Below are 26,763 nucleotides of genomic sequence, written 5' to 3'. Positions count from 1 at the left end.
GCCGTATCGGACAGCCGACCACCCACGCTCGCGATCCTCGCGAGACCCCTTGAGGGCCTGCCGGGCGGGCTGGTCGGGGACCCACATCCCCCCGCCATCTCGACCGAGGGTCGCGTGGTCCTAATCCTTGAAAGAACGGGCGGCTTTCGTGATCACCTCGGCCACTTCCCGGGCGTGCGACTCGTAGACCGAGTGGCTGGCCCCGGGGATCTCGATCGTTTCGCTGTTGGCCCTGGCATAGTACCAGCGCTCGAGATCAGGATTGATGATCTGGTCGTCGCCAGCGACGATGCCCCAGCTTGGTTTGGTTTTCCACGCGGCGGCGGTGAGCGGAGTGCTGAAGACACTGGCTTCCGCGAACACCTGGGACCTGGAGGCGAAGACTGCCTGGTCATGCGGCAGGTCTGGCGCAAACAGCTTCGGGAATTCCGAGGGATTGAGATACGTATATCCGTCCGGCGTTACCTTGATTGCCCCTGGGGTCTTTGCGAGCACGCTCGGCGTCTTCTTGCCAAGCGCGCTCTCGTCTTCGCCCACGTCGGGGGCATGTGCCGCCACATAGACCAGCCCGGCGACATTCGAATGAATTCCGGCCTCGGTGATGATCGAGCCACCGTAGCTGTGCCCGACGAGAAGTGTCGGGCCGTCCTGCATGTCGAGGACGCGCTTCGCGGCCGCGACGTCGTCGGCAAATGAGGTTTCCGGCTCCTGCACCATGGCGACGTTGAAGCCCTCCTTGACGAGAATCTCATAGACGGGCTTCCATCCCGACGCATCGACCCAGGCGCCGTGCACCAGCACGATGTTCCTGAGCGGCTCGGCGCGCGCCTGGATTGTTGCGGAAGCAAGAGAAAGGGCGGCCGCGATGGCCAGACCGGCTTTGGAAAGCTTCATGACTGATGCTCCTTGGTTGATGCCTTGACCTTATTCGCAGGCCGGTCGCGGGTATTTTCCCGAAGAAGCATGTTTTCGACTTCGCACTCTCCTGGCCCGGATTGGCGCGAAGGCTCGCGTGCCCGGGCGTGTAGAGACACCAGCTCCGGGAGTGGATCCGATCGGGAACTGCCGTGGATCGAACCGACGGTGCCTGAGCCGCCCGACAACGGCCTCCTTCCGCCGCGGTCACGCAGCCTGGGTCGGCTGGGCCGGCAAGGTGAAGGAGAACACGGTTCCTCTCGGATCGACGCGCTCGGCCCAAAGGGCACCCTCGTGGGACTCCAGGATCGAGCGGCAGATCGCCAGTCCCATCCCCATGCCCTCCTCCTTGGTCGTGAAGAACGGTTCGAAGATCCGTCCCGGTTCGTCAATTCCCACGCCGTTGTCACGGACCTCGACGCGGATAATATCGGCTCCATGCCAGCACGATCTGACAACCAGCGATTTCGGCGCGTCGGTGTTCGCCTTCATCGCATCGATTCCATTGCGGATCAGATTGACCAGCACCTGCTGCATTTGCACCCGGTCGGCGAGAACATGCGGCAGTGCAGTGTCGGCAAGCACCTCGAGCAGGACGCCCTCGGACTTGACCGTATCGATCATCAGCTGGTGCACCTCTGCGATCACCTCGTTGAGATCGACATGTGTCCTCGTCGAGGCCTTTTGCTTGAAGAGCGTTCGTATCCGGCGGACGACCTCCGCCGCCGTCATCGAGTTGCGAACGATCCGCTCGGCGGTCGCAAGGGCTTGCTCGATGTTGGGAGGATCGGCCGACAGCCAGCGCCGCAAGGCATGGCTGTTGGTGACGACGGCCGCGAGCGGCTGATTGACTTCATGTGCGATCGAGGCCGAAAGCTCGGCGAGGCTGGCGATCTGCGAGGCGCGCGAGAGCTTGTCCCGTGCCCCGCGAAGCGCCTCCTGCGCCTTTATCTCGTCATCGATGTCGGTGCTGACCCCATACCACTTCACGATGCGCCCGTCGTCGTCCCGCAGCGGTTCGGCGCGTGCGTCCACCCAGCGATAGACGCCATCGGCCCGGCGGTTGCGGTAGCGCATGGCGAAAGGCGTTCCCGTCGACAATGAGTGCAGCAGGTTTGCATGTATGGCCGGCAGATCGTCGGGATGCATGAGGACCTGAAGGGACCAGGTCAGGTTGGATCCCTCGACGGTATGGCTGTGATCGATCGTGCGGCCATAATAATCCGCCAGCCGCTTGTTGATATAGGCGGGCTCGCCGTCGGGCGTGACGCTCCAGACAAGGCTCGGTATGGTCTCGATGATCGACTCGAGCTCGCGTTGTCGCGCTCGGAGGCCTTCTTCAGCCTTTTGACGCTCATCGACGTCGACGTTCACGCTGTACCATCTGAGAATCTGGCCGTCGCCGTCCCGAAAGGGCTCTCCGCGCGCTTCTACCCAGCGGTACTCGCCGTCCGAGCGCCGAACCCGATGCAGGTAGATGAACGGTTCTCCGCTTTCGAACGATCGGCCCAGGGCGGCTTTTACGTGAGGCTGATCGTCCGGATGCACCAGGTTTCGAGTGGCGTTCGCCAGACGGCCATGATCCGGAACACCAAGGTCTTCGAGCTCGGCGATACCCACGTAATCCATCAGGCGCTTGTTGACGTAGGAAGGCTCTCCGTCGGGTGTCAGGACACAAATCATTGCCGGTATGGCGTCCACGAACTGCCGCAGGTCGCGCTCCCTTGCGCGGAGGGCCTCTTCTGCCCGCTTGAGGTCATCGATATCGGCGTTGCTTCCAAACCACCGGGCCACTGCGCCCGAGGCGTCGCGTACCGGTTCCCCCCGGAACAGGAACCAGCGGTATTTTCCGTCGGAACGCCGCAGCCTGGCTTCGATCTCGCCCGGAGCGCCGGCTGCCAGAAGCGATCGCCAATAGCCGACGAGCCGGTCCCGGTCATCGGGGTGGACGGCGACGGTCCAGCCCCAGCCGATTGCCTGTTCCCGAGGCAGTCCGGTGTATTCGATCCACCGCTCATTGAGGAACTCGGCAAACCCATCACTGCGAGCTGACCAGACGAGCGTCGGAATGGCGTCGATGAATTGCTGGAGCTGATGCTCCCTGGCTTCCAACGCCTCTTCGGCCCTCTTCTGGGCGTGGGCATCGGTAATCAATCCGTACCAGCGCTCGACTTTCCCGCCATTGTCGAAAGCCGGTTCGACGCGCGCGCGGAACCAACGGTATTCGCCATCGAAGCGCTGAAGGCGGTGAATGACATCCATCGGTTCGCCGCTCTGCACGGATTGCCGCCACGCCGCCGCCACACCGTCCCGTTCCTCCGGATGGATGATCTTGAGCCAGCCGTGCCCGGTGAACTCCGGCCAATCCATCCCGAAATAGTCTCGATTCTTCCTGTTCGCGTAGTCGTGATTGCCCTGCGGGTCGGCTGTCGCGATGATCCCGGGAATATTGTCGAGAATTGCCCGAAGGCCGGCTTCGCTCGCGCGCAGCCGTTCCTCCGCAAGCTTCTGGTCGTCGATATCGATCAGGGTCCCGATCCATCCGATCGCTGCGCCTTTCCGGTCGCGCCTGGCGCGGGCCACTGCACGGAACCACCGATAGGTGCCGTCGGGGCCGCGAAAGCGATGGCTGCTGCGGAAATCTTCGCCGCTCGCCAGCGATCGCGACCAGAGACCCGCGGCTTTCTCCAGATCTTGCGGATGGATGGCCTCTCTCATTATGTCGGCCGTCCCGAAATACTCCCGGCAATGCGCATTCGCGATGTTCAGCCGGCCGTCCGTACCGGCAGCCCATGCCAGACCGGGCATGCTCTCCACGATCTCATGTGTATCGTATCTGGCGCGCTCCGGCGCACGCCATACTTGCAAATCCTGAATTAGAATGCCGGTTGCAACGGCAATTCCGGCGAGGAGAGCCATTCGAGCGTAGATGTTCGATTCGGCGATCACCAATTCACCGAACAGCCAGAACAGCAGCAGGCCGGCGCCGGAAGCAACTATTGTCCGGCCATATGTCTGCAACGGCAGAGCCTTCATTACGAGCACTCCCGACATGGCCCGCTGCCACCCGAAAAAAGCGGCATCCAAGGCTGCGTCGCCCCGAAACGTCGAAGTTCTACAGCATCGTAGCAGATTGGAAGGATATTCAACGGCGGAATCCCAAGACATCCCGCGAGGCCTAAACAACACTTTGCGCATGACAGGCCAACGCGCCTGGGCCAATTCTCCGTGCCAATCGGAAATATCGCCTGTTTGGAACGAAGTATTCCTCCCACGGCATCAATACGGGTGCGCCGGCAGACCTGGTTCTGCCGGGCGAATATCGAACCATGACCGGAGATTCCGATGCCTGCAGGAAGCACCGACAACGCACATCCGAGGATCGCAGTCGTTACTGGCGGCAGCCGGGGACTCGGGCGCAACACTGTGATCAACCTCGCCCGGCGAGGCATCGACTCCATCTTCACCTACAGGTCGAATCGAACAGAGGCCGACAGGGTCGTCGCCGAAGTGGCGGAGGCCCGCCGCAAGGCCGTCGCTCTTCAGCTCGATACGGGAGATGCCACTTCCTTCGATGCCTTCGCGGAGCGGTTGCGGCAGGCGCTTGCGGAACTTGGCGCCGAGCACTTCGACTATCTCGTCAACAACGCCGGCACCTCGCATCACAACGCCATCGACCAGACGACCGAGGAAGAACTCGATACGCTCTACAGGATCCACTTCAAGGGCGTGTTCCTCCTGACACAGAAGCTTTTGCCGCTGATCAATGACGGAGGACGCATCGTCAACCTGTCGACCGGCCTGACGCGCATCATCGTGCCGGGCAGCGCCGCCTACGGCTCGATGAAGGCAGCCGTCGAGGTTCTGACCAGATACATGGCGAAGGAGCTTGGCCCGCGCCGCATCGCCGTCAACGTCGTCGCCCCCGGCGCGATCGCGACCGACTTCAGCGGCGGTATGGTTCGCGACAATCCAGACTTGAACCGGCGTGTTTCCGAAGCAACCGCGCTCGGCCGCGCCGGTGTCCCCGACGATATCGGCCCGATGATCGCGGCGCTGCTTTCGGACGACAACCGCTGGGTCAATGCGCAGCGCATCGAGGTTTCGGGCGGGATGTCGATCTAGACGCGTTCCGTCCTGCGGTGTGATCGATGCCTGGACACGGTCATGCAGACTGTTCGGACAGTTGGCCCTCTGCCGGCTTTCCGGACACCAGGGCAGGCTGGCATGGCCCGCTCCTTGAAACCGATTGCGAGTCGGTGCAGGGGAATCTCCTCAACGGGCTTGGTGGAGACCAGGCGATTGGGCGGGCGTGTCGCCTCTCCATTTCGCCCTGAAGGCCGCAATCGGCCAGCCTGCTGGAACGCCCTCAATCGGAGTGTTGGATGTCTGTATAAATTCGGATGTCTGTATAAATATGGAAGCATGGAAACCTAAGTGCGGCAGTGAATTGCAGCCAGGCAAGTCGGGCCGGCTTCGCCAGCGGTTGGCCTGCCGATGCAGTTCGATGTCATGCGCTGGCCAAGGCGCGGATACCTGCATGTCTCCCTCAACCGCCTGCGCCGCCCCCCTCCCCTGCCTGCGTCCTTCGAACCCTCTCCTCGTAAGAACGGGGCGAGGACGGCCTGCCGCACGCTCTTCGCAAATCTCCAGCGGAGCCGGTTGGCGAAAGCGGTGAAGCTTGGCCCTCTCGCCCCGTTCTTACGGGGAGAGATGTCCGGCAGGACAGTGAGGGGCAGCGCCGACGGCTGAAGCAAAGCGCCCATAGCAAGACGCTGGAATTGCGCGAGAAATCTTGTCCCGGATAGTCCCTCAACAACCGTCCTTGTCAGCACCTGTCAGGACTATTTTCCCGAGAAATTTCCCCACCACTTTCGAGCCGAGCGATAATTGCCGTGCCTGTGCTGGAAGGAAGCGGTGATGGACTGGACTGCGGCGATCGACAAGAACAGGGAAGCGCTGAAGCGCGTTCTCGCCATGCTCGTGGCCATGGCCGGGCTTGGCGCTAGGGGACAGTTTCCTTTCTTTCCGCAGAAGGACGCAGCCGCTTCAAGGTTTTCGCAAGCGGAAAAAAGGAAACTGTCCCCGGCGCTTACCCTTCCCCGAAACCTCCACCGCGCCATCGCAAAGCTGCTGCGCCCGGCCGAAGCCGCCGTGCGGCGATTGATCATCGTGGCCGCGCGCGGCCTGGTGATCACCTTGCCGCCGCTGCGTCCGCGAAAACCGAAGCCGCTGCGCAAGCTCCGGCGCAAAACCGGCCGCACCAGCGTCGCGACGCCTGCGGAAGCCGATCCCCCGCGCCCTCCTTCGCTCCCGCTGCTCGATCCGCTGCGCATGCCCCGGCGCTTGAGCGGCTGGATCGGTCCTGCCGGGCGCATCGCCAGAACCGTGCCGCGCATCTCCTCGCTCGATGATTACGCGACGCTCAGCCCCTTGCCGCCTCCGCCATCACCACACGATCTGGTTAGCGCGGAGCGTATCGCCTTGCGCCTGCAGGCGCTGGCCTCGGCGCTCGACGACCTGCCGGGCCAGGCAAGACGGTTCGCCCGTTGGCGGGCTCGGTCCGACGCTGCGCTGGCGCGAGAGCGAAAAATCGGCGGCGCGGTGGCTCAGGACCAGCGGCCTCGCGACGCGGCTGCCAAAACGAGGCAGGCCGGCAAGCCGGCGCGGTTCCAGCGGATATGGCCGCTGAAACCCGGCCGGCCGCCGGGCTGGCGGCCAAAATCCAGCCATGAGGTGCAGGACGTGCTGGAGGTCGTCCACGGGCTGGCGCAATGGGCGCTGGAGAAACCGAACACGTCCTGAAGGCGTGTTCGCCGAAGCCATAGCGAAGCATGGACGGCCAGCGCGGATTTTTCCGCGGCGGGCGGCGATCCATGCTGTCCGCGAATACCGCTGCTCGCCAGATGGCGAATCCGGCCAAACCTGCCTAGTCCCCGGCGAACGCGACGACCGGCGCGGCGATGGCCTTGAGCACCGAGACCACGCTGCTCGGGCTCAGCCTGACCTGCAGCCCGCGCTGGCCGCCATTCATGTAGACAAAGTCATGCGCCATCGCCTGCGCCTCGATGGCGGTGGGCAACCTGCGCATCTGGCCGAACGGGCTGATGCCGCCGACCTTGTAGCCCGAGATGCGCTCGGCGTCGGCGGGTTTCATCATCTGCGCCGACTTGCCGCCGAAGGCCGCCGCGAGCTTCTTCATCGACACTTCGTGGTCGGACGGCACGATCACGCAGACCGGCCTTCCGTCGACCAGCGCCATCAACGTCTTCAGCACGCGGGCGGGAGGCTCGCCCAATGCCTCGGCCGCCTGAAGGCCGATATGGTCGGCGTCTGGATCGTAGTCGTAGGTGTGCACGGTAAAGGCGACGCCTGCCTGCTCCAGCATCTTCGTTGCGCGCGTCGCTTTCGACATGGCGTCCTCCTGCATGCGGACCGTGCCGACGCACGCCGCCGCATCATTCCAGACCGTCGCTCGTGGTTTCAAGAGGGGAGGCCGACGCCAACGGCGGGGCGGTGGACGGTGCAGGCCAGCCCGCGCCGCTCGGGGAGGCCGTGATCAACGCCGGCTTCAGTCGCCTTCGTGGAGAGCCGGCCCGGCGTCGCCATAACCGCCACTGTGATGGCGGGTCTTGCCGCGAAACACCCAATATGCGTGGGCTTGGTATGCGAGCACGATGGGGATGATGATCACGAGGCCGGTGCCGGCGAAAGCCAGCGTCTGGGGGTCGGATGCGCCGTCCCAGATGGTGACGTGGCGCGGCACCACATAGGGCCACAGACTGACGACGAGGCCGCCGAAGCCGAGCAGGAAGATGGCGATCGCCAGCAGGAAGGACTCCGCCTCGCGGCCGACCCAGATGCGCCGCCAGATTGTCAGCAGCGCGGCTGCGGTGAGCACCGGCACGGGCGCCAGCAAGGCGAGGTTCGGCCAGGCGAACCAGCGCTCGGCGACTTCGGGGACGCTCCAGGCGCTCCAGGCGCTGACGACGAGCATCATGGCCGCGGTGAGGATCAGCGCCGAACGGGCGATCTCGCGGGCGAAGACCTGCGTCGGCCCGTCGGTCTTCCAGATCAGCCAGCCGGCGCCGAGCAGCGCGTAGCCGCCGACCAGCCCGGCGCCGCAGGCGAGGCCGAGCAGGCTGACGAAATCGAAGGTGCCGCCGGCAAACATGCCGTTCTCCACGTTCACCCCGTTGATCAGGCCGCCGAGGATAAGCCCCTGGCAGAGCGTGGCGAGCAGAGAGCCGCCGGCGAAGGCAATGTCCCAGACCCAGCGGAACTTTCCGGCCTGCAGGCGGAATTCGAAGGCGATGCCCCGGAAGATCAGGGCAAACAGCATGAACATCACCGGCAGATAGAAGGCGGGCAGCAGGATGTAATAGCCGGCGGGAAAGGCGGCGAGCAGCAGCGTGCCGCCCATGACCAGCCAAGTCTCGTTGGCGTCCCACACCGGCTCGATGCTTGCCATCATCAGGTCGCGGTCCTCGTTGCGCGGCGCAAGAAGGAACAGCATGCCGACGCCGAGATCAAAGCCGTCGGCCAGCACGTAGACGGTCACGCAGAACGCGGCGAGTGCTGCAAACAGCACCGGAAGGTCGGCTGCGAAGGATGCGGACATGGCCTTACTCCCCCGATGCGAGGCGGGTTTCGACGGCGAGAGCGGCAGCCGGAGCCGACCCGACGATCGCCGGACTGCCCCGGTCGAGGCCCGGACGGACAAGGCGCGGATCGGTGGCGCTGGTGTCGCGCGGCCCGCGGATGGCGATTCGTCCGGCGAACCACAGGAACGCCAGCAAAAGCACCATGTAGACGACGACGAAGATGGCGAGCGTCGTCGCCACCGCGCCGGCCGCGACCGGCGCGACCGCATCGGCGGTGCGCAACTGGCCGTAGATGATCCATGGCTGGCGGCCTGCCTCGGTGGTCGTCCAGCCGGCGAGCACGGCGATGAAGCAGAGCGGCGTCGTCGCCATGGCGATCAGTTGGAACCAGCGCGTGTCGTAGAGCCGGTGGCGGAAGCGCAGAACCGCGCCGGTGACGGCGGTCGCCAGCAGGATCAGGCCGATGCCGACCATGATGCGGAAGGCGAAGAAGACGATCGGCACATAGGGCTGGTCCTCGCGCGGCACCGCCTTCAGGCCCTCGACCTCGCCGTCCCAGGAATGGGTGAGATAGAGGCTGGCGAGATGCGGGATGTCGATCGCGTAGAAATTGCGCTGCTCGTCCATGCTGGGCCAGCCGATCACGGTCATCGCCGGTCCCTTGGTGGTCTCCCACAGCCCTTCCATCGCGGCGAGTTTTATCGGCTGGTGGACAAGCGTGTTGCGGCCGTGCAGGTCGCCCAGCAGAACCTGAGTCGGCGTCAGCACCAACGCCATCCACATGGCCAGCGAGAAGGCGACACGGCTGGCCTCGACATGCTGCCTGCGCCACAGATGAAAGGCCGAGACGCCCGCCACGACGAAGGAGCCGGTGATGAAACTGGCGCAGACCATATGGGCGAGCCGGTAGGGGAAGGACGGATTGAAGATCACCTGCCACCAGTCGACGACATGAAAAATGCCGTCGGCGTCGGCCACCGCGCCCTGCGGCGTCTGCATCCAGCTGTTGGCGGCCAGAATCCAGGTGGCCGACGTCAGCGTGCCGCCCGCCACCATGCAGCAGGCGAAGAAATGCAGTCCCCTGCTGACCCGGTTCTGGCCGAACAGCACGATGCCGATGAAGCCGGCCTCGAGGAAGAAGGCGGTCAGCGCCTCGTACATGAAGAGCGGGCCGAGCACGTTGGAGACGGAGCGCGAGAAGCCGGCCCAGTTGGTGCCGATCTCGTAGCTCAGCACGACGCCGGTGATGACGCCCATGCCGAAGGCCAGCGCGAAGATGGAAATCCAGAAGCGCATGAGATCGCGATAGATCTCGCGTCCGGTGCGCCACCACAGTCCGCTGAGCAGCGCGACGAAGCAGGCGAGCCCGATCGTGACCGTCGGCCACAGGATGTGGAAGCCGATGGTGAAGGCGAATTGCAGCCGGGCGAGGATGACCGCGTCCATGGTCAGGCTGCCTCGGCCTCGGCCCGCGCCCGCACGATTCGGATCGGGATGCCCTTGTAGGAGGGCGTAAAACTCATCGGATCATGCGCCGCGAGCGGCACCAGCGGATTGGTCTCGGGATAGTAGGCCGCGCAGCTGCCGGCCGGGAACGCATAGGCCACCAGCTTGAAATTGCGCACCACCCGCTCGACGCCGTCGTCCGACACGGTGACAAGGTCGACGCGGTCGTCCGGCTTGAAGCCGCGCTTCTCGATCTCCTCCGGGCTGATGAACAGCACGTCGCGCTGGCCGAAGACGCCGCGATAGCGGTCCGAGAGCGAATAGAGCGTGGTGTTGTACTGGTCGTGGCTGCGCACGCTGGTGAGCCACAGCACGTCCTCGGCCTCCTCCGGATCCTCGCCGAGCCCGTCGAACAAAAGGAAGTTCGCCTTGCCGGAAGCCGTCGCCCAGATGCGCTCACGCGCCGAAGAGGTGAGATGGAAGCCGCCGGGAACCCGGATGCGGGCGTTGTAGCCCTGGAAGAACGGGAACACCGCCTCCATGGCGTCGCGGATCAGGTCATAGTCGGCGACGAATTTCTCCCACTCCACCACGGAGCGCTGCCCGAGCGTGGCGCGCGCCATGGCGCCCACGATCGCCGGCTCGCTCATCAGATGCTCGGAGGCGGGTTCGTTCATGCCGGCCGAGGCATGCACCATCGACATCGAATCCTCGACGGTGATCGACTGCGGGCCGGTCGCCTGCACGTCGATCTCGGTGCGGCCAAGACAAGGCAGGATCAGCGCCTCGCGGCCATGGATGATATGACTGCGGTTGAGCTTGGTCGAGACATGGACGCTGAGATCCAGCCGGCGGAACGCATCCTGCGTGACCTGCCAGTCGGGGATCGCGGCGACGATGTTGCCGCCCATGCCGATGAAGACACGCGCTTCGCCCTTGATCATCGCTTCGAGCGCGGTGACAACGTTGTGGCCGTGGGCGGCGGGCGGCTTGAAGCCGAACCGCTTCTCCAGCCGGCCGAGGAATTCGGGCGTCGGGATCTCGGTGATGCCGACCGTGCGGTCGCCCTGCACGTTGGAATGGCCGCGCACCGGGCACAGCCCGGCGCCGTCCTTGCCGATATTGCCCTTGAGCAGGCAGAGATTGGCAAGCTGCTGGACGTTGCGTGCGCCGCGCCGGTGCTGGGTGATGCCCATGCCGTAGACGACGATCGCCTTCTCCGCTTTCAAATAGACATGGGCGGCTTCCTCGATCGCCGCACGCGTGAGACCCGAGCGCCGCTCGATGTCTTCCCAGCGCGCCGCCTTGAGGTCGGCGACGAGCGCTTCGACGCCAACGGTATGGCCGCGGATAAAATCCCAGTCGAGGGTGTCGATCCGGTGCTCGACGCGCTGCCGCTCGTCTTCTTCGACCATGACCTTCATCAGGCCCTTGAGCACGGCGACGTCGCCGCCGACCTTGACCTGGTGCAGCCGCGAGCTGATCGGGGTGGAGGTCAGCGTCGCCATCTCGATCGGGTTCTGCGGCGCCTGGAAACGTTCCAGCGCCCGCTCGCGGAACGGATTGAACGAGATGATGGTGGCGCCGCGCCGCGAGGCGTTGCGCAGGCTTGTCATCATGCGCGGGCTGTTGGTGCCGGGGTTCTGGCCGAAAATGAAGATACAGTCGGTCTTGTCGAAATCGTCCAGCAGCACCGTGCCCTTGCCGACGCCGATCGACAGCGGCAAGCCGACGCTGGTCGCCTCGTGGCACATGTTGGAGCAGTCGGGAAAATTGTTGGTGCCGTATTCGCGCACGAACAGCTGGTAGAGGAAGGCGGCCTCGTTGGAGGTGCGGCCGGAGGTGTAGAACTCCGCCATGTTCGGCTCGGGAAGTGCTGCGAGATGCCGGCCGATGGCGGCGAAGGCGTCTTCCCAGCTGACCGGCAGATATTTGTCGCTGGCCGCGTCATAGGCCATCGGATGCGTCAGGCGCCCGGCCATTTCGAGCTCGTAGTCGCCCCATGACGCAAGCTCGGTGACGGTGTGCGCGGCGAAGAATTCCGGCGTGCAGCGTTTTGCCGTCGCCTCCCAGGCGACCGCCTTACCGCCGTTCTCGCAGAACTCGAAGGATGAGGTGTGTTTCGGATCGGGCCAGGCGCAGCCGGGACAGTCGAAGCCAAGCGGCTGGTTCATGCGCAGCAGCGTCGTCGCGCCCTTGACCGGTATATCCTGCTCGACCAGATGTTCGCCAAGCGCCTTCAGCGCCCCCCAGCCGCCCGCGGGCTCGTCATAGCGGCGAATGCTCTTCTTCTCGGACATGGCAGGCTCCTGAACTTTGGACGGCACAAAACCATGACGCAGAACGCGGCCGGTTTCTTTCGAAGGACTCCGCTTCTTTTCAGATGGCACGATGATAACCTGATCGTCGTCCTCAGGTCCGACGTTCCCCAGATATCAAGCATAAGTATCGACGACAGGTTGCAGACGTTACCCGAGCAATGCCGGCACGTACAATAGCCAACGGAAGCCAGGAGCCGGCCAAGCCTTCGAATGGAGATCGTCCACCGGATTCAGCTTGCGCCTGATCTCCAGGCCTATATGATCTTTAATGGATACATTTCGCTCTCGAAATCGGAGAGTCAACATGATATTCTTCCTGATATCTTCGGTAATATCATTTGCTATTTTCGGATTCGTACTGTCGTTACAGCGGATATCGTCCCGCGATGGGAGGAAATATGTTCTGAATCACGCCTGGATATCGGTGGAGATTCAAGAAACTTTTTTGCGGATAGTCATTCTATTTCTGCTCTCAATCCTCCTCGGATTGGGATTTTACTTCGCGATGGCGGACGTCATGCGCCCGAGCAGTTCCCTCTACGGGCTGTTCGCATTCGTCACCGGCGATGTTTTCAACCGGATGGTGCTTGGTTTCGCCTTTGGCGGTCTCTCGGCCGTTTGGCTCACCCGCATCTATCGCAAGGGCGGCAGCGTCGACGCCGCCCCCCAGAATCCGGGAGATCCCGCTGTCGCAAGCGATCGACTTAGCTTCGTCGAGAAGCTCGAGGGGATCATCCTGATCGTTCTGTTCATCATCGGCACGACCCCATACACCCTCCAGGATCTGTTGGGCGGGCTAAAGGTGGATGCCGTCGGCGTGAAGTTCGAACTTCAGTCAAACAGCCCGAACCAGTCCGGCAGCAACGCCCCCGACATGTCATCGATCGTATTGGGCCTGCGTGAAAATTCGGACATCGCGTCAACCGTCTTCGCTCCGAATGTGCTTCGGTCCATGGCTGTCTTCGTCGACCGGGACAACAGCTATCTGAAACTGCACAGAAGCCGCTGCGGGAACGATGCTGCTGCGGAAACCTGCAAGGCGGCGGCGGACAAGGCGATCGAGACGCATACACAGATCCAGCGTGATATAGGGGCTTCGTTGGATATCTTCGGCAAATGTTTGCTGGAGTTCCGCTCGGAGACTGCCAGCGAGGCAGAATTCACCGATATCGTGGCGTCTTTGCTCCCCGACATCCAGGAGCTCTACGTCAATCAGATACAGTTGAAGCAGGACGCAGAGCCGAGCCAACTGTTCGAGGACGCTATCAGGCGCAGCGAGGCCCACTTCGGCAAGGTGGCGCAGGATATCATCGGCCACCTGAGGCGATTGGGTCGTCTGCCGAAACAGGCTGTCGCAATCAACGCCTCCTCATGCGAGGAAGTCGAGAAGCGCTTGGTGAAAACCCCTGTCGACGACATCGGACCCCTTCCGGGACCGAAGAAAGAGTTCGGCGACTGGAGCTTTCCCATCAAGGCGGCCGTGCTCAACAGTTCGCGCGAAAGACCGTATTTCACCATCCTTTACGCGGCATTGCTGTCGATATGCGACCAGCGCGAGCAGGCGATTGCCTTACTCGAAGAATGGCAGGCGCAACAGGAGCAGCTTCGCAACCTGCCCTCAGGGAGTTATGCCAAGTATGCCGCCGGCAACGTCGCATCCATGGACTTCTGGTATCTGCTGCGCGTTCGCGTCGTCGAAAGCTCGCTCTTCCAGGACTGGAAAATAGACCGAAGCCCCGCTCCGCTGAGCGCCGCCAGCTATGACGACTACGTTTTGCTTCTCAACGCCTATCGCAACCAGTTGGAAACCATTCCGGCGATCGTAAACCGTAACACTTACTATCCGATGGACGATGAAGCCGGCATCGAGGCCGATTCTTCCAGCAGCCATGTCTCTGTCAGAATACCGCCGTCAGGCAAATGCAAGGCGGAGACCGAGCGCGAAAATCCGCAACCCGTCGTAGCGTTGCCCACAGGGCATGTGCTGACCGGCGGCACGGGCCAGCAAGACGAGGCGGCGGCTGCCGACGCAATAGAAGCGCTTCGGATCGAGCAACCGCTGTTGGCAGCCTACTATTCTGCGCTGCTCAGCTTCACGCGCCGCGCCATTGATCACCCCGACTACGTCAACGACCTGCTGCCGCCGGTTGATACGATCCTGGACGACCTGACCAGAACCGACCTCTCGTGCCTGGCGGCTTATGTGCCGGGACAATTCAACTTCTTCCGCTCGGAAGTGTTCAGGATCTACGGCATGGCGCAGGTCACCCAGGTACGCGCCCGTCGGCCAGTGGGCGGCGACTATGACGACTGGGTGAAAACCCGCCTGAAGACCGCGCTCTCCGCTTTTCAGGCCAGCAAGTCCATCGTCATCGACGACGCGCAGCAGGCAAAGCGTCAGCGTTTGGCAGGCGGCCTGAAAACGCGCTGGCAACTTTCCGATGCGGAAGGGCAACTGGACGACATCAACGCCCGCATCGACCAGGTCAGCAGGGCGCTTGCGGCATTCGATCGGAAATAGATAAGACCGCTCGGCGGCTCTTCGTCCACCGGCCTTGCGTTACGGGACCAGCAGCGGGGTGTCCGCGAGAGCGATGTTGACCGTCATGAACGCCGCGGCGACGGCCATAAGCACCGTATACAACCTGAACATTCACGATCTCCTTCGATCTTCCAGCTGCTTATATATAGTATTTTGCACCTGAACGCCAAATGAATGTTTCAGACAGGCAACGTCTCCGGACGTTCCAGGGTCGAGCCCCGGCCGCAGCACCGCCGCTGCAGATAGGCGAGAGCAACCCGGCCGGGATCGCGACTGTTCCGGTTATCGTCTGCCAGACGTGCTTTTCGGTGGCGGTCTGTTCCGTGAAGGGCGGGCGGGATATGGTTTGCATCCCTCCTCGGAACGAAACACGAGAGGACCTCCTCAAGGGCATGTGCTGCTGAATCGAACGCGGCTCGCCATCATACGGGCTTGCCGCGCCGATCCGATTTGAGATCAGTCAGTCGACCGGCCGGCCTCGAACAGGAACCAGGTGCGCCGCTCGGCCTCATCGATCCAGACTTCCAGCAGGCTGGTCGTGGCGACATCACCGTGTTCTTCGGCGACGGCATGCACGGAGCGCAGCAGGCCGGCGAAGGTACGGTTGTCCTGGGCGAGTTCGGCCAGCATGTCGCGCGGCGTCACATAGGCCGCGTCATTGTCGGGGATGCGCTGCTCCCTGGCGATCTGCCCGACGGAGCGAAGGGTCGTGCCGCCGATCTTGCGGCAGCGCTCGGCGATGTCGTCGGTGATGCCGAAGATCTGCTCGCCCTGTTCGTCCAGCAGCAGATGGTAGTCGCGGAAATGCGGGCCGGACATGTGCCAGTGAAAGTTCTTGGTCTTGATGTAGAGCGCGAAGGCGTCGGCAAGCAGGCCGGTGAGGGCGGCGGAGATGTCCTTGGCGGCGTTCTCGCCAAGGTCGGACGGGGTGCGGAGCTTTGCGGTGCGCAGGCGGGCGGTGTCGGTCATGACGGTGGGCCTTTATGGTTAGCGGTTGTCGAAGGATGTAACGCGGGGAGAAATCTAGGCGGTTTTTGCCACGAGGCGAGCCTCGTCGCGGATCAGCGCGGCAGAATGCCGGGCCGGTCGTTCGGAAATTTCGCCAGCACGGCGGGATCGATGTTGAGATGCTGGGCGACCAGTTGCGGCGGGGTGTGCGTGAGCCAGTTGGAAAGGCCGACCTCCTGGTATTCGGCGATCTTGAACACCGCCAGGAAGCGCAGTTCGGTCGTTCCGGTGTTCTGGATGAAATGGCCCTGGCCGCGCTTGACGTAGCCGATGTCGCCCGCGTGGAAGTCGCCCGTCTGGGCGCGCGGCCCGGCGTCGAACACGGTCATGCGGCCTTCGCCCTCGATCCAGTATTGCCATTCGTCGGCGTTGGGATGCCAGTGCATCTCGCGCACCGCGCCGGGCGCCAGCGTCTCCAGCGCGGCGGCGATCGTCTTCGAGACCTTGAAGGTCGAGCTGTCGGCCAGTTGCAGCTTGCCCGACTTGTTGTTGCGGATCGGCTCGGACTGGCCGAGGCGGAATGTGAAGGGTTCCGGCGGCGTTCCGCCCGAGGCGACGGCGGCCTGGTCGTCCGCCAGCGGGCCGGGCTCCTTGCCCTGGAAAATCCAGAGATCGTTCAGCGGGATCGACTTGAAGGTGTCGGCCGGCACGCCGAAATTCAGCGCCAGTACCTCCGGCGGCGTGTGCGCCAGCCAGTCGGTGACGAGCAGCGTGTTGTATTCCGACTGGTTGCCTTGGTCGAAGACGATGACGAATTCGCAGCCGTCCGGGCCAAGCCCCTGCAGAGAGTGCGGATAGCCCGCCGGGAAATACCAGAGGTCGCCTGCTTCCACGTCCTGCACATAGGCGCGGCCCTGAGGGTCGAGAACCGTGACGCGGCAGCGGCCGTTGGTCATGATCGCCCATTCGGCGGCGAGGTGCCAATGCATCTCGCGGATGCCGCCGGGGCCGAGCCGCATGTTCACGCCGGAGACGGCCTCGGAGATCGCGAAGTCCGACTGGGTGACCTGTCGCGCCCAGCCGCCGTTCTGGATGCGCTTTGCGGCCGTGTTGAAGGACGACCAGAACTGCGGCATGTCGCCGATGTCGGTTGCCGGCGGGCTGCCGCGCGAGGGGAACTGGCTGTCGAGGACCGGGTTCTTCGGCCCGGGATCGGAAAGCCCGGCGGGATTGGCGTTGATCGCGCCCTCAGCCGGCTGATCCGGATTGCCGAAGCTGGCGGCGTGGGCGGTCGCGGCAAGCACACCGCCTCCAACCGCGCCCAGCGCCAGCACGACGCGGCGTGAAATCTGGTCCATTCGCAATGTCTCCTCTCTGCTCGGGACTGGCCGGGATATCGGCACTGCCTCGCATCGCTTCGGTCTTGATGCAGTCGATAGTCGCTGAAGGAGGGCTCGTGGTATTTTGGGAATGCCGGTCCGGTTTCGAGAATGCCGGGAGAGTTGGGCCGGCGCCAGCGGGAAAAATGACCGATATGGAAAGAATTGCGCCCGATCCCGTGCAAGAAGGTTTTTGCGCCGGCTGCGAGCTATGCTGTAGCGCGAGGCAGGTTACGGGGGACGATCATGAATCTTCAGCCGCACACCACAACCGGAGAGTCGGCCGCGCGGCACGAACCTCCGCGGGATGTGGGGCTGCTGCTCCTGCTCAGCGCAACAGCCGGCGCGACCGACGCGATCGGATTCCTCGGCCTGCACGGCCTGTTCACCGCGCACATCACCGGGAACATCGTCGTGCTCACCAGCCACCTCGTCGCTGGTGGCGAGGCCGGAGTGGGGCAGTTGCTCGCGGTGCCGATGTTCATGGCGGTGGCCGCACTTGCCCGGCTGCTCGGCCTCGCGCTCGATCGGCGTCGGCGGTCCGCCCATGCATTCCTGGCGCTTCAGTTTGTCTTCCTGCTGGCGTTCCTTCTGCTCAGCCTCCCGCTTGGAGAGACCTTCGGCATGAACGCGCCCTGGGCCGTGGCCGCCGGCATGTGCGGCGTCGCCGCCATGGCCGTCCAGACCGTCCTGGTGCAGACCTCGCTGCCGGGCGTCGCCTCGACGTCGGTCCTCACCACCAATGTCGGGCGTTTCACCATTGCCGCCGTGGAAGCCACCGCTGGTCCGACGGAGAAACGGGCCGAAGCGCGCAGCAAGGTCGCGTCCACATTCCCCCAGATCTTCGGGTTCATCGTCGGATGCGCGGCCGGCGGGGTGCTGGAATGGCAGGTCGGGCTGCCGGCGCTGCTCCTGCCGATCCTGCTCAGCCTCGCGGCGCTGATCTGGTTTGTCCGCGACACGCTGACGTCGGGCATGTCATTTTTTGCGCGTGGCAAGGCATAGTCGACCAGACTTGTGCCGCGGCACACCTTTGGCCATAAGACCCGGCAGCAGACACGAGCGCCCAGCGTATGCCGAAGACTCCTGACGATCTTTTTGCCTTTCTGGATTCTCTCGGCATCAGCGTGTCGACGAGGAACCATCCCCCGCTCTTTACCGTCGCCGATTCGCAGGCGTTTCGCGGCGACATCGCTGGCGGACACACCAAGAACCTGTTCCTCAAGGACAAGAAGGACAATTTTTTTCTCGTGACCGTCGACGAGGGCGCGACCGTCGACCTGAAACAGATCCATCATCTGATCGGCGCCACAAGCCGCGTCTCCTTCGGAAAACCGGAAGCGCTGATGGATCTGCTCGGCGTGGTACCCGGCTCAGTCACTGTGTTCGGGCTGATCAACGATGGTGAGGCGCGTGTCAGGCTCGTCCTCGATGAAGCGCTGATGGAGAACGCGGTCCTCAACGGACACCCCTTGACCAACGAGGCAACGACGTCGATCGGCAGGACCGATCTGCTGCGCTTCGTGCGGGCGACCGGTCACGAGCCGGTGATCTTGAAAGTGGCGCAAGGATAGCCACATGCTGGGGCAGTTCCGGCCGGACGAGGTGCGAGTGCCTGGGCATGGGCCGGATTGTTTGATGGATCATGACCAACCGTGGGATGGAGTCTCGCTTGGCCCGTCTCGAAGGATCGGTTTGGAACGGCGGATGAAGGGTTCGAGATGAGCAACCAGGACAATCCCTACGCAGGCGCTGCGGGTTCCTATTCCGCGAACGTACAGTTCGGTGCCGCGCCCGGCGGCAACAGCCAGTCCGTGAGCGATGCAGGCCCCGCCTACAAGGACACGACGACAGCGACCTTTGCCGCCGACGTCATCCAGGAGTCGCGAAAACAGCCCGTGCTGGTGGATTTCTGGGCGCCGTGGTGCGGCCCCTGCAAGCAGTTGGCGCCCGCCCTCGAAAAGGTGGTCCGTGCGTCGGGCGGCAAAGTCAAGCTGGTCAAGATGAACATCGACGATCATCCGTCCGTTGCTGGACAGCTCGGCATCCAGTCGATCCCGGCCGTCATCGCCTTCAAGAACGGACAGCCTGTCGACGGCTTCATGGGCGCCGTCCCGGAGAGCCAGATCCGGGAATTCGTCGACCGTGTCGGCGGCAAGGGGGCAGGCCCGCAGGTCGCCGAGACGCTTGCCGCCGCCGTCCAGGCTCGCGAGGCAGGGGACTTGCAGGCGGCGGCCGGCCTGTTCGACGCGGTGCTTGGCGAGCAGCCCGACAATCTCGATGCGCTTGGCGGGCTTGCCGACCTGCTTTTCGAGAACGGCGATCGCGCCGCGGCCGAGGAACTGCTTGCCGACGTGGCGGAAGACAAGAAGGACACCCCGGCCATCGCTGCCGTGCGCGCTAAGATTGCACTGGCGGATAAGGTCGGCGAGCTCGGCGATCCGGCGGAGCTGGAACGGCGGCTGGCGAAGGACCCGAAGGACCATCAGGCGCGGTTCGACCTTGCGATGATCCAGAACGCGCTCGGCCAGCGGACCGAGGCAGCCGACAGCCTTCTCGCGATCGTCAAGGCCGATCGCAGCTGGAAGGACGATGGCGCCCGCGCGCAACTGCTCCAGTTTTTCGAGGCGTGGGGGCTGATGGACGAGGTGACGCTGGCGACCCGGCGCAAGCTGTCGTCCATCCTGTTCTCTTGAGCCGGCATCGGCCATAGTACGATCTGGCCTTGCCGATCTTGGCCGCTGCTCCAGATTCCGGGGCAGAGCCGCACGGAGGAATGGATGCAGGCGGGAAACGCCCACTATCGGCTCGCTTCGGACCTTCCGGTGACGGTCGCCGTCTTTCCATTGCCCGAGGCGCTGCTGCTGCCGGGCGGGCGGATGCCGCTCAACATCTTCGAGCCGCGCTACCTGCAGCTGGTGGACGATGCGATGCGCGGCGACAGGCTGATCGGCATGGTGCAGCCGGCGCTCGACGGATCGAAGCGCCAGGACGACGAGCCGCAACTCTGCGAAGTCGGGTGTCTCGGCCGCATCATCTCATTGTCGGAGACGGGCGACGGCCGCTACCTGATCTCCCTGCAAGGTGTCTGCCGCTATCGCATCCTGCAGGAACTCGCTGTCAGGACACCGTTCCGGCAATGCCGCATCGCGCCTTTCGTCGGCGATCTCGAAGAGGACCGCGGCGCCGGCGAGGTCAACCGCCCGGCCTTGCTGAAGGCTTTTCGCGCCTACCTGCAGGCCAACGAACTGGACGCCGACTGGGAAAGCGTCAGCCGCGCCGACAACACGATGCTCGTGAACGCGCTGTCGATGATGGCGCCTTATGGCGCCGCAGAGAAGCAGGCGCTGCTTGAGGCGCCCGATCTCAAGACCCGCGCCGACACGCTGATCGCCATCACCGAGATGACGCTGGCGCGCGACAACGACGAATTCGGATCGAGCCTTCAATAGTTTTCTTCTTGCAGGGACTGTCATGCGCGAAGAGGCGGACAGGAACAAGGTCGACGTCAGGCTCCTGGAACTTCTGGTCTGTCCGCTGACCAAAGGACCACTGACCTTCGACGCCGGGCGCTGCGAACTCGTCTCGCGCATGGCCAAGCTGGCCTATCCGATCCGCGACGGCATTCCGGTCATGCTGCCTTCGGAGGCACGGCAGATCGGGGACGATACCGGGAAATCCGCCGGTGTCTGATCGATTCTGTCCGCGGCAGGGTTGCTTCCCTGCCCAACTCCATCCTCCCCTGGCTGTTTCACAAATTCGCTACTGAAAATTGCGCCCTTTCGGCATGACCGCTCCCGCCTTGCGGGAAAGCGTCTCGATATCCTCCATTGCCCGGACAGGCATTTCGATGAGGCGGGTGGCGCGCGGATGCGAACCGACCCTGCCTTGTCCGATCTGCCCCGAGACGTCGCCGCGAGCGATCCTGCCGCCTTGCGCCTCCTCGGAAAGGTCCGCGAGCCAGGGCGTAAGATCTTCCAGGCTGTCTGCTACCACATGGATGACGTCGGATTGGGCCTGCAGCTTGCCCTTCACACGCACGAAGCGGGCACCCAGCACGATCGAGCGGAAGCGCTCGAATGTCTTCTTCCATACGATGATGTTGGCTACGCCGGTTTCATCCTCGATGGTCATGAAGATGACCCCCTTCGCGGAGCCCGGGCGCTGCCGCACCAGCACGAGGCCGGAGACGGAAACGCGGGCTCCCGAGGCGCAGCCCCCGAGTAGGCCGTTACGGAGAACGTGCTCCGTCTCAAGCCGTTCGCGCAGGAACCACACCGGGTGCGCCTTCAGCGAAAGCGCCAGCGTCCGGTAATCATGGATCACATGCTCGCCAAGGGGCATGACCGGCAGTTGGGTGTGCGGCTCATTCTCGCGCAGGCTGAGCGATGGACGCTCGAAGAGCGGCAGGCGCTCCGTCGCACTGCCGGCATTCAGCGCACGAACCTCCCAAAGCGCCTCGCGCCGGTCGATCCCCAGCGAACGGAACGCATCCGCCGCCGCGAGACGCTCAATCACGCTGGCAGGCAAGCCGGAGCGCAGCCAGAGATCACGCACCGATTCATATCCGTCGCCACGCCTTTGCGCGAGGATATCCATGTCTTCTTCCACCAGCCCCCGGATCTGCCGGAAGCCGAGGCGTACGGCATGACGGCTGCGAATCACTTTCCTCATATCGGCATGGCGACCGGCGACTTTCGACGGATCGAAATCGGCCTTTTCAAGCAGGCAATCCCAGGTGGAAAAGTTCACGTCGACGGCGCGGACCTCCACGCCATGCTCGCGAGCATCGCGCACCAGTTGCGCCGGCGCATAAAATCCCATCGGCTGCGAATTGAGGATCGCGGCGCAAAAGACGTCCGGGTAGAACGTCTTGAACCAGGAGGAGGCATAGACGAGAAGGGCGAAGGACGCCGCATGGCTTTCCGGAAAGCCATACTCGCCGAAACCTTTTATCTGATTGAAGCACCTCCGGGCGAATTCCTCAGGATAGCCCTTTTTGACCATCCCATCGACCATCCTCTCTTCATAATTGCCGATCGTCCCTGTCCGTTTGAACGTCGCCATTGCCCGGCGAAGTTTATCGGCCTCGCTCGCCGAAAAACCGCCAGCATCGATGGCGATCTTCATCGCCTGCTCCTGGAAGAGCGGTACTCCCAGGGTCCGTTTAAGGATCGCCTCCAGTTCCGGGCCTGGATATTCCTCCTTCTCAAGCCCTTGTCGACGCCGCAGATAGGGATGCACCATGTCGCCCTGGATCGGTCCGGGGCGGACAATCGCCACCTCAATGACGAGGTCGTAAAACTTTCGTGGTCTGAGCCGCGGCAGCATCGACATCTGGGCACGTGATTCGATCTGGAAGACGCCCAGCGTGTCGGCGCGACAGATCATGTCGTAGACGGCCTCCTGCTTCTGGGGGATCGTGGCAAGGGTCAGCTTGTCGGCATAATCATGCGGATAATGACCGTGTAAAAGGTCGATCGCCCGTCGAAGACACGACAGCATCCCAAGCGCCAAAACGTCGACCTTCAGAAGGCCGACCGCGTCAAGATCGTCCTTATCCCATTCAACCATCCTGCGTTCGTCCATCGCGGTCTTCACGATGGGGATGATCTCGTCGAGCCTGTCCTTGGTGATGACGAAGCCACCGACATGCTGGGATAAATGACGCGGGAACTCCAGGATTTCATTGGCCCGGTCGATCAGATGTCCGGTGATCGTATCGACTTTGTCGAGCCCTCCGGCCTTTGCCTCCTGGTCGCCCAACTTTGATGAGGACCAGCCCCAGATCGAACCGGAAAGCGCACTCTGGACGTCGTCCGACAAGCCAAGGGCCTTGGCGACCTCACGCAACGCCGATCGATTTCGGTATGTGACGACGGAAGAGGCAAGTGCCGTGCGCTCGTCGCTGTATTTCTTATAGATATAAGCGATTACCTGGTCGCGTCGCTCGTGCTCGAAATCCACGTCGATGTCCGGCGGCTCATCGCGTTCGGTCGAGACGAAACGCTCAAAAAGCACATCCATCAGATTTGGATCGACTTCGGTAATTCCCAGGCAGAAGCAGACGACGGAATTGGCTGCCGAACCACGCCCTTGACAAAGAATTCCTACATCCTTCGACCGGGCAAATCTTATGATGTCGTGAACGGTCAGAAAATAACGGGCATATTGTTTGTGATCGATGATCTCGAGTTCCCGCAGGATCAGGTCCTGAACTTTTCTCGAAATGCCTTCGGGGTAGCGTCTATGAGCTCCCTCCCAGGTCAATTTTTCCAATTCGATTTGCGGATCGGCCCCCGGCTCCGTCGTTTCCTCTGGATAATTGTGCTTCAATTCACTGAGACAAAAAGAAAGGCTTTGTTCAAACCGAAGCGTCTCGGCCAAAGCCCTCGGATATGGGCGGAAGAGACGCGCCATTTCGAACGGCAGCTTCAAGTGTCGCTCGGCATTTTCCTGAAGATCCAGCCCCGCCTCCGCCACCGGAACATTGAGGCGGATGGCGGTCAGCACATCCTGCAACGGCCGCCGGCCGGGTTCATGGTAGAGAACGTCATTGACCGCCATCATCGGCACTCTGGCAGCGGCGGCGATTGCTGCAGCCTGCGCCAGTCTGAAGACATCGTCGCCTCCATAGCTGGGTGAAACGGCGAGCCAGACGGCATCGCCAAATCGCTCTCGCAACTGTCTTATCAATTCGAGTGCAGCTTCGGGATCCCCGTCGATATCCGGCAGGACCGCCAGCGAAAGCTCCGCCCCCCATTCAAGAATGTCGCCGCGGTAAAGCACCGAGGCTCCCTTTTCGCTCTCGTCGCGTAAATTGGCTTGCGTCAGCAGGCGGCAGAGATGCCCCCATCCCCTACGGTTTCGCGGATAGGCGAGAATGTCTGGCGTTCCATCGGAAAACACGAGCCGCGAGCCGGGATGATACCGGATGGTTCCGGTTTTCGACTGCTGCCAGGCCCTCACCACGCCGGCGACCGTGTTTCGATCGGCAAGTCCGATCGCCGAAAGTCCCAGCCGCTCGGCGGTAACCACCAGTTCCTCGGGTTTGGAAGCGCCGCGCAGGAAGGAAAAATTCGACTGGACGGCGAATTCGGCATAAGCGGGAGAAGCCGGCTTGTTCATGCGAATATTCCCTGCAGGAACCACTGCGGCGGCATTTCCGTTGGGCGGCTGTCGCCTTGACGGTAGAGCCAGTAACGCCGGCCTTCATCATCCTCGATCCTGAAATAGTCGCGTGCGCCAATCCCTTTCTCCTCTCGCCACCATTCGGGCGCGATGCGCTCCGGCCCTTCGGAACGGGCCACGCGATAGGAAGCCCGCCGCCATTGGAAATGCATGGAAGGCCCTTCCCTTGCTGCCTCGAAGATGACCTCGACACATTCGGGGGGATTGAAGAGCCGAACCGGACGGTCCTTTGCCGTGCGTGGGCTGGGTTCCGCGATAGCCTTCCTTTCCGCTGAAGCAACCTTTGTCGGCCGTCTTTCGAAAGATTCCGATACCACCGCCCGCTCGGGGATATGGCTCTCCACCAGACGTGGTCGCCGGATCGCCTCATCGCCAAGGCGCGCGCGTACCCGGTCTGCGAAAAGCGCGATGTCACCGGCAGAATCCGACATGGCGCCATCGAGATCGGCTTGCGCGGCGTCCAGACGGGCCGCGACCACCACGCAAAGCCGCACCAGGTCGAAGCCGTAACCCGCATCGATATCCGACTCGAGCGCGATCAGCCTTTCATGGAACAGTTTCTGGATAAGCTTCGGATCGCGCAACGGGCGCGAGGCGCCGACGCTGATCCGGGTTAGCGCACCATCGACGCGGAAAAGGTTCAATTGCAGCCTCTCGGCCCCTTCGCAGCGACGTTCGAGATCGATCTTCAACTGCCGAGCAAGCAGCGCCACCAGCGCTTCGATGTCGTCCAGCAGGCTTATCGGTTCCGGCAGCGACCGCTCCGCCGAGAGAGGCGGCACCGGCAGGCGTGGCGAAATCGCTTCCTCCACACGGCCCAGCGCCTGATCGATCCTGAGCACGACCTCCTTGCCGAAGCGGCGCACCAACGGCGCCCGTGGCGCGGCCATGAGCGCGCCCGACGTCCGGAGCCCGACGCCTTCGAGCCTGACACGGGTTTCTAGTCCCAGGCGCAGCGCCGCAAGCGGCAGGGGGGCGATCAATTCCTCCTCCTCGCCCGGAGCGACAATGAGGGCGCCCCCGAACCGGGATGCCGCCCAGGCAGCGCCGGGCGTCGAGGCAAGTCCGGCGCGAACGTCGAACCCTTGATGGAAAAACCGCGACAGAAGATCGTCGAACATCGCCCGCTCACCACCGAAAAGATGCGCGCAGCCCGAAATATCCAGAAAGAGCCCATCCACCCCGTCGAGCGCCACCAGCGGCGTGTAGCGGTCGCACCAGTCGGCGAGGCCTTCCTGCAAACGCCGGTCCGCCTCGGGGTCCGCCTCGACCACCTCGATGAAAGGATGCATGGCGCGGGCTTCCGCTATGCCCATGCCGGGCTTGAGCTTCAGGGCCCTAGCGCGCGTATCCAGCGCGGCGACGCGCTGCGTGTTGTGTTCGTGCTGGCTGAAGACCAGCGGCGGTGTCCGACTGAGGTTCCTGGAACGCCACGACTTCCCGTGGCGCTGCCTCAGCAGCCGGTCTGCCGGCAGATGAGGGAACCATAGCGCCAATATCCTTTGCGGGGCGCTTCCGCCGTTCCTGGAAGGCATTGTCGTTCCACTCCAGCGTGAATGTTGCGGGGATTGCAGTGCGGCTCTTGCTGATCGCCACATGGAAGGCCGGTGGACCGATCGAACCGGCGAGAGGCCCCGCCAGCGTGATGCGCGATCCGGCCGGGGCGGGGGCGACGAGGAGCCGGACGGGCGCGGCCGTAGGCTCCGCCTCGCCCGCCGCCCGAAGCAGGAAGAGTGGATGCCCGGCGATCAGCGCGCGGCTGTGCAGGCGCCGCGTCGCGGTAAGGTCGAGCCGGGGCGAACTGCCGCGAACCTCCAGCAGGATAGCCCGGAATGCGTCGAGCCCCGCGGCTTCCTCGGCGATCCACAGGACGTCGGCCAGCTTTTCGGCCTCGGCGATCAGAAGACTGGCCGGCGCAAGGCCGAAACGCGCCGCCAGCCCCGGCGCGTAAGGCCTGCCGGCCTCGCGAAAGATCTCCGACGTGCCGATCCACAACAGCGGCGCGGACGCATCGGGTTCAGGCAACAGCCGGCAAAGCGCCAGCGCAAAACCGACCGCCGCGCCCGCGTCGCGAACCGCGGCGGCATGGATCTCGAGCAACCCCTCGGCGGGCAGGCCACCGCCGAGGGCCGCATCGAGCCGTTCCACCCCCAAAAGCAAGGCGCGAGACCGGCCCGCCGGAACAAGCGCCATACCCTTCACCGCCGGTTCTTCGGCGTCTTCGAGGCGCTCGGCGAGCCGTCCTTCGATCTTCGCGATTTTATGCCGCAGGGCGCAAACAACGTCCCGCGCCACGGCACCGGTAGCCATGACATCTTCCGATCAATCTTGTTCCTGTTATGTTCTTATAGATTCCAGAGCGGATAGGCAGAGTCAAGCGCAGCCAGCGAAGAATTTATTCCTCCCCTAGCGAGTTT

General features: G+C 63.4%; 19 protein-coding genes. 8 read left to right on the top strand and 11 right to left on the bottom strand.

The annotated features are described in order from the left end of the window. Nucleotides 1-120: 120 nt before the first annotated feature. On the bottom strand, nt 121-894 hold the full coding sequence (locus tag ACSBOB_RS02430; protein ID WP_442580881.1) for an alpha/beta hydrolase: 774 nt from the start codon (nt 892-894) through the stop codon (nt 121-123). A 228-nt stretch (nt 895-1,122) separates the two neighbouring features. Next, a complete protein-coding gene (locus ACSBOB_RS02425) occupies nt 1,123-3,951 on the bottom strand; it encodes a PAS domain-containing sensor histidine kinase (protein ID WP_442580880.1) in 2,829 nt (942 codons plus the stop codon). A 309-nt stretch (nt 3,952-4,260) separates the two neighbouring features. Between ACSBOB_RS02425 and ACSBOB_RS02420 the strand changes: the two genes are divergently transcribed. Together ACSBOB_RS02420 and ACSBOB_RS02415 are read left to right on the top strand one after the other, a co-directional pair. Next, entirely contained in the window at nt 4,261-5,040 is a 780-nt protein-coding gene (locus tag ACSBOB_RS02420; RefSeq protein ID WP_442580879.1) for an SDR family NAD(P)-dependent oxidoreductase, read from the top strand. A gap of 795 nt (nt 5,041-5,835) precedes the next feature. Beyond that, nucleotides 5,836-6,720 carry a hypothetical protein gene (locus tag ACSBOB_RS02415; protein WP_442580878.1) on the top strand — a complete coding sequence of 295 codons (885 nt, stop codon included), beginning with the start codon at nt 5,836-5,838 and terminating at the stop codon, nt 6,718-6,720. Between the two features lie 124 nt (nt 6,721-6,844). Here the strand turns inward: ACSBOB_RS02415 and ybaK are convergent, their stop codons facing one another. From ybaK to ACSBOB_RS02395, 4 genes are all read right to left on the bottom strand, one after another. Further along, on the bottom strand, nt 6,845-7,330 hold the full coding sequence (gene ybaK, locus ACSBOB_RS02410) for a Cys-tRNA(Pro) deacylase (protein ID WP_442580877.1): 486 nt from the start codon (nt 7,328-7,330) through the stop codon (nt 6,845-6,847). A gap of 156 nt (nt 7,331-7,486) precedes the next feature. Then, nucleotides 7,487-8,536: a cytochrome d ubiquinol oxidase subunit II gene (gene cydB / locus ACSBOB_RS02405; protein WP_442580876.1), complete on the bottom strand. Its 1,050-nt coding sequence runs from the start codon at nt 8,534-8,536 to the stop codon at nt 7,487-7,489. A 4-nt stretch (nt 8,537-8,540) separates the two neighbouring features. After that, entirely contained in the window at nt 8,541-9,965 is a 1,425-nt protein-coding gene (locus ACSBOB_RS02400) for a cytochrome ubiquinol oxidase subunit I (RefSeq protein ID WP_442580875.1), read from the bottom strand. 2 nt (nt 9,966-9,967) lie between these two features. Further along, nucleotides 9,968-12,265 carry an FdhF/YdeP family oxidoreductase gene (locus ACSBOB_RS02395; RefSeq protein ID WP_442580874.1) on the bottom strand — a complete coding sequence of 766 codons (2,298 nt, stop codon included), beginning with the start codon at nt 12,263-12,265 and terminating at the stop codon, nt 9,968-9,970. A 325-nt stretch (nt 12,266-12,590) separates the two neighbouring features. Between ACSBOB_RS02395 and ACSBOB_RS02390 the strand changes: the two genes are divergently transcribed. Beyond that, nucleotides 12,591-14,807 (top strand): hypothetical protein, encoded by a 2,217-nt coding sequence (locus tag ACSBOB_RS02390; RefSeq protein WP_442580873.1) that lies wholly within the window; start codon nt 12,591-12,593, stop codon nt 14,805-14,807. Nucleotides 14,808-15,284: 477 nt separating this feature from the next. On the opposite strand, the gene ACSBOB_RS02385 is transcribed toward ACSBOB_RS02390, so the two are convergent. Continuing rightward, nucleotides 15,285-15,797: a Dps family protein gene (locus ACSBOB_RS02385; protein WP_442580871.1), complete on the bottom strand. Its 513-nt coding sequence runs from the start codon at nt 15,795-15,797 to the stop codon at nt 15,285-15,287. A 92-nt stretch (nt 15,798-15,889) separates the two neighbouring features. Further along, entirely contained in the window at nt 15,890-17,134 is a 1,245-nt protein-coding gene (locus tag ACSBOB_RS02380) for a cupin domain-containing protein (RefSeq protein ID WP_442580870.1), read from the bottom strand. A 267-nt stretch (nt 17,135-17,401) separates the two neighbouring features. On the opposite strand from ACSBOB_RS02380, the gene ACSBOB_RS02375 reads away from it, so the two are divergent. The 5 genes from ACSBOB_RS02375 to ACSBOB_RS02355 all read left to right on the top strand — a co-directional run bounded on the left by ACSBOB_RS02375 (nt 17,402) and on the right by ACSBOB_RS02355 (nt 20,848). Continuing rightward, nucleotides 17,402-18,160: a YoaK family protein gene (locus tag ACSBOB_RS02375; protein WP_442580869.1), complete on the top strand. Its 759-nt coding sequence runs from the start codon at nt 17,402-17,404 to the stop codon at nt 18,158-18,160. A 68-nt stretch (nt 18,161-18,228) separates the two neighbouring features. Continuing rightward, nucleotides 18,229-18,729: a prolyl-tRNA synthetase associated domain-containing protein gene (locus ACSBOB_RS02370; protein ID WP_442580868.1), complete on the top strand. Its 501-nt coding sequence runs from the start codon at nt 18,229-18,231 to the stop codon at nt 18,727-18,729. A gap of 147 nt (nt 18,730-18,876) precedes the next feature. Then, nucleotides 18,877-19,851, top strand: a complete 975-nt coding sequence (gene trxA / locus ACSBOB_RS02365; RefSeq protein WP_442580867.1) for a thioredoxin — start codon at nt 18,877-18,879, stop codon at nt 19,849-19,851. 84 nt (nt 19,852-19,935) lie between these two features. Then, nucleotides 19,936-20,607 carry an LON peptidase substrate-binding domain-containing protein gene (locus tag ACSBOB_RS02360; protein ID WP_442580866.1) on the top strand — a complete coding sequence of 224 codons (672 nt, stop codon included), beginning with the start codon at nt 19,936-19,938 and terminating at the stop codon, nt 20,605-20,607. Between the two features lie 22 nt (nt 20,608-20,629). Further along, a complete protein-coding gene (locus tag ACSBOB_RS02355) occupies nt 20,630-20,848 on the top strand; it encodes a Trm112 family protein (RefSeq protein ID WP_442580865.1) in 219 nt (72 codons plus the stop codon). Nucleotides 20,849-20,917: 69 nt separating this feature from the next. Here the strand turns inward: ACSBOB_RS02355 and ACSBOB_RS02350 are convergent, their stop codons facing one another. The 3 genes from ACSBOB_RS02350 to ACSBOB_RS02340 are packed head-to-tail and all read right to left on the bottom strand — an operon-like array spanning nt 20,918 to nt 26,656. Continuing rightward, entirely contained in the window at nt 20,918-24,283 is a 3,366-nt protein-coding gene (locus ACSBOB_RS02350; RefSeq protein ID WP_442580864.1) for an error-prone DNA polymerase, read from the bottom strand. Beyond that, complete coding sequence (locus ACSBOB_RS02345) at nt 24,280-25,746, bottom strand: Y-family DNA polymerase (RefSeq protein ID WP_442583944.1); 1,467 nt, start codon at nt 25,744-25,746, stop codon at nt 24,280-24,282. The genes ACSBOB_RS02350 and ACSBOB_RS02345 overlap by 4 nt, the downstream gene beginning before the upstream one ends. Next, nucleotides 25,685-26,656, bottom strand: a complete 972-nt coding sequence (locus ACSBOB_RS02340; protein WP_442580863.1) for an ImuA family protein — start codon at nt 26,654-26,656, stop codon at nt 25,685-25,687. Before ACSBOB_RS02340 ends, ACSBOB_RS02345 begins: the two co-directional genes overlap by 62 nt. Nucleotides 26,657-26,763: the final 107 nt, after the last annotated feature.

The sequence above is a fragment of the Mesorhizobium sp. KACC 23794 genome (assembly GCF_052180275.1).
Taxonomy (GTDB): domain Bacteria; phylum Pseudomonadota; class Alphaproteobacteria; order Rhizobiales; family Rhizobiaceae; genus Kumtagia.
Note: the sequence above shows the minus strand (reverse complement) of the source record. Positions and strands in the feature narration are given on the sequence as shown.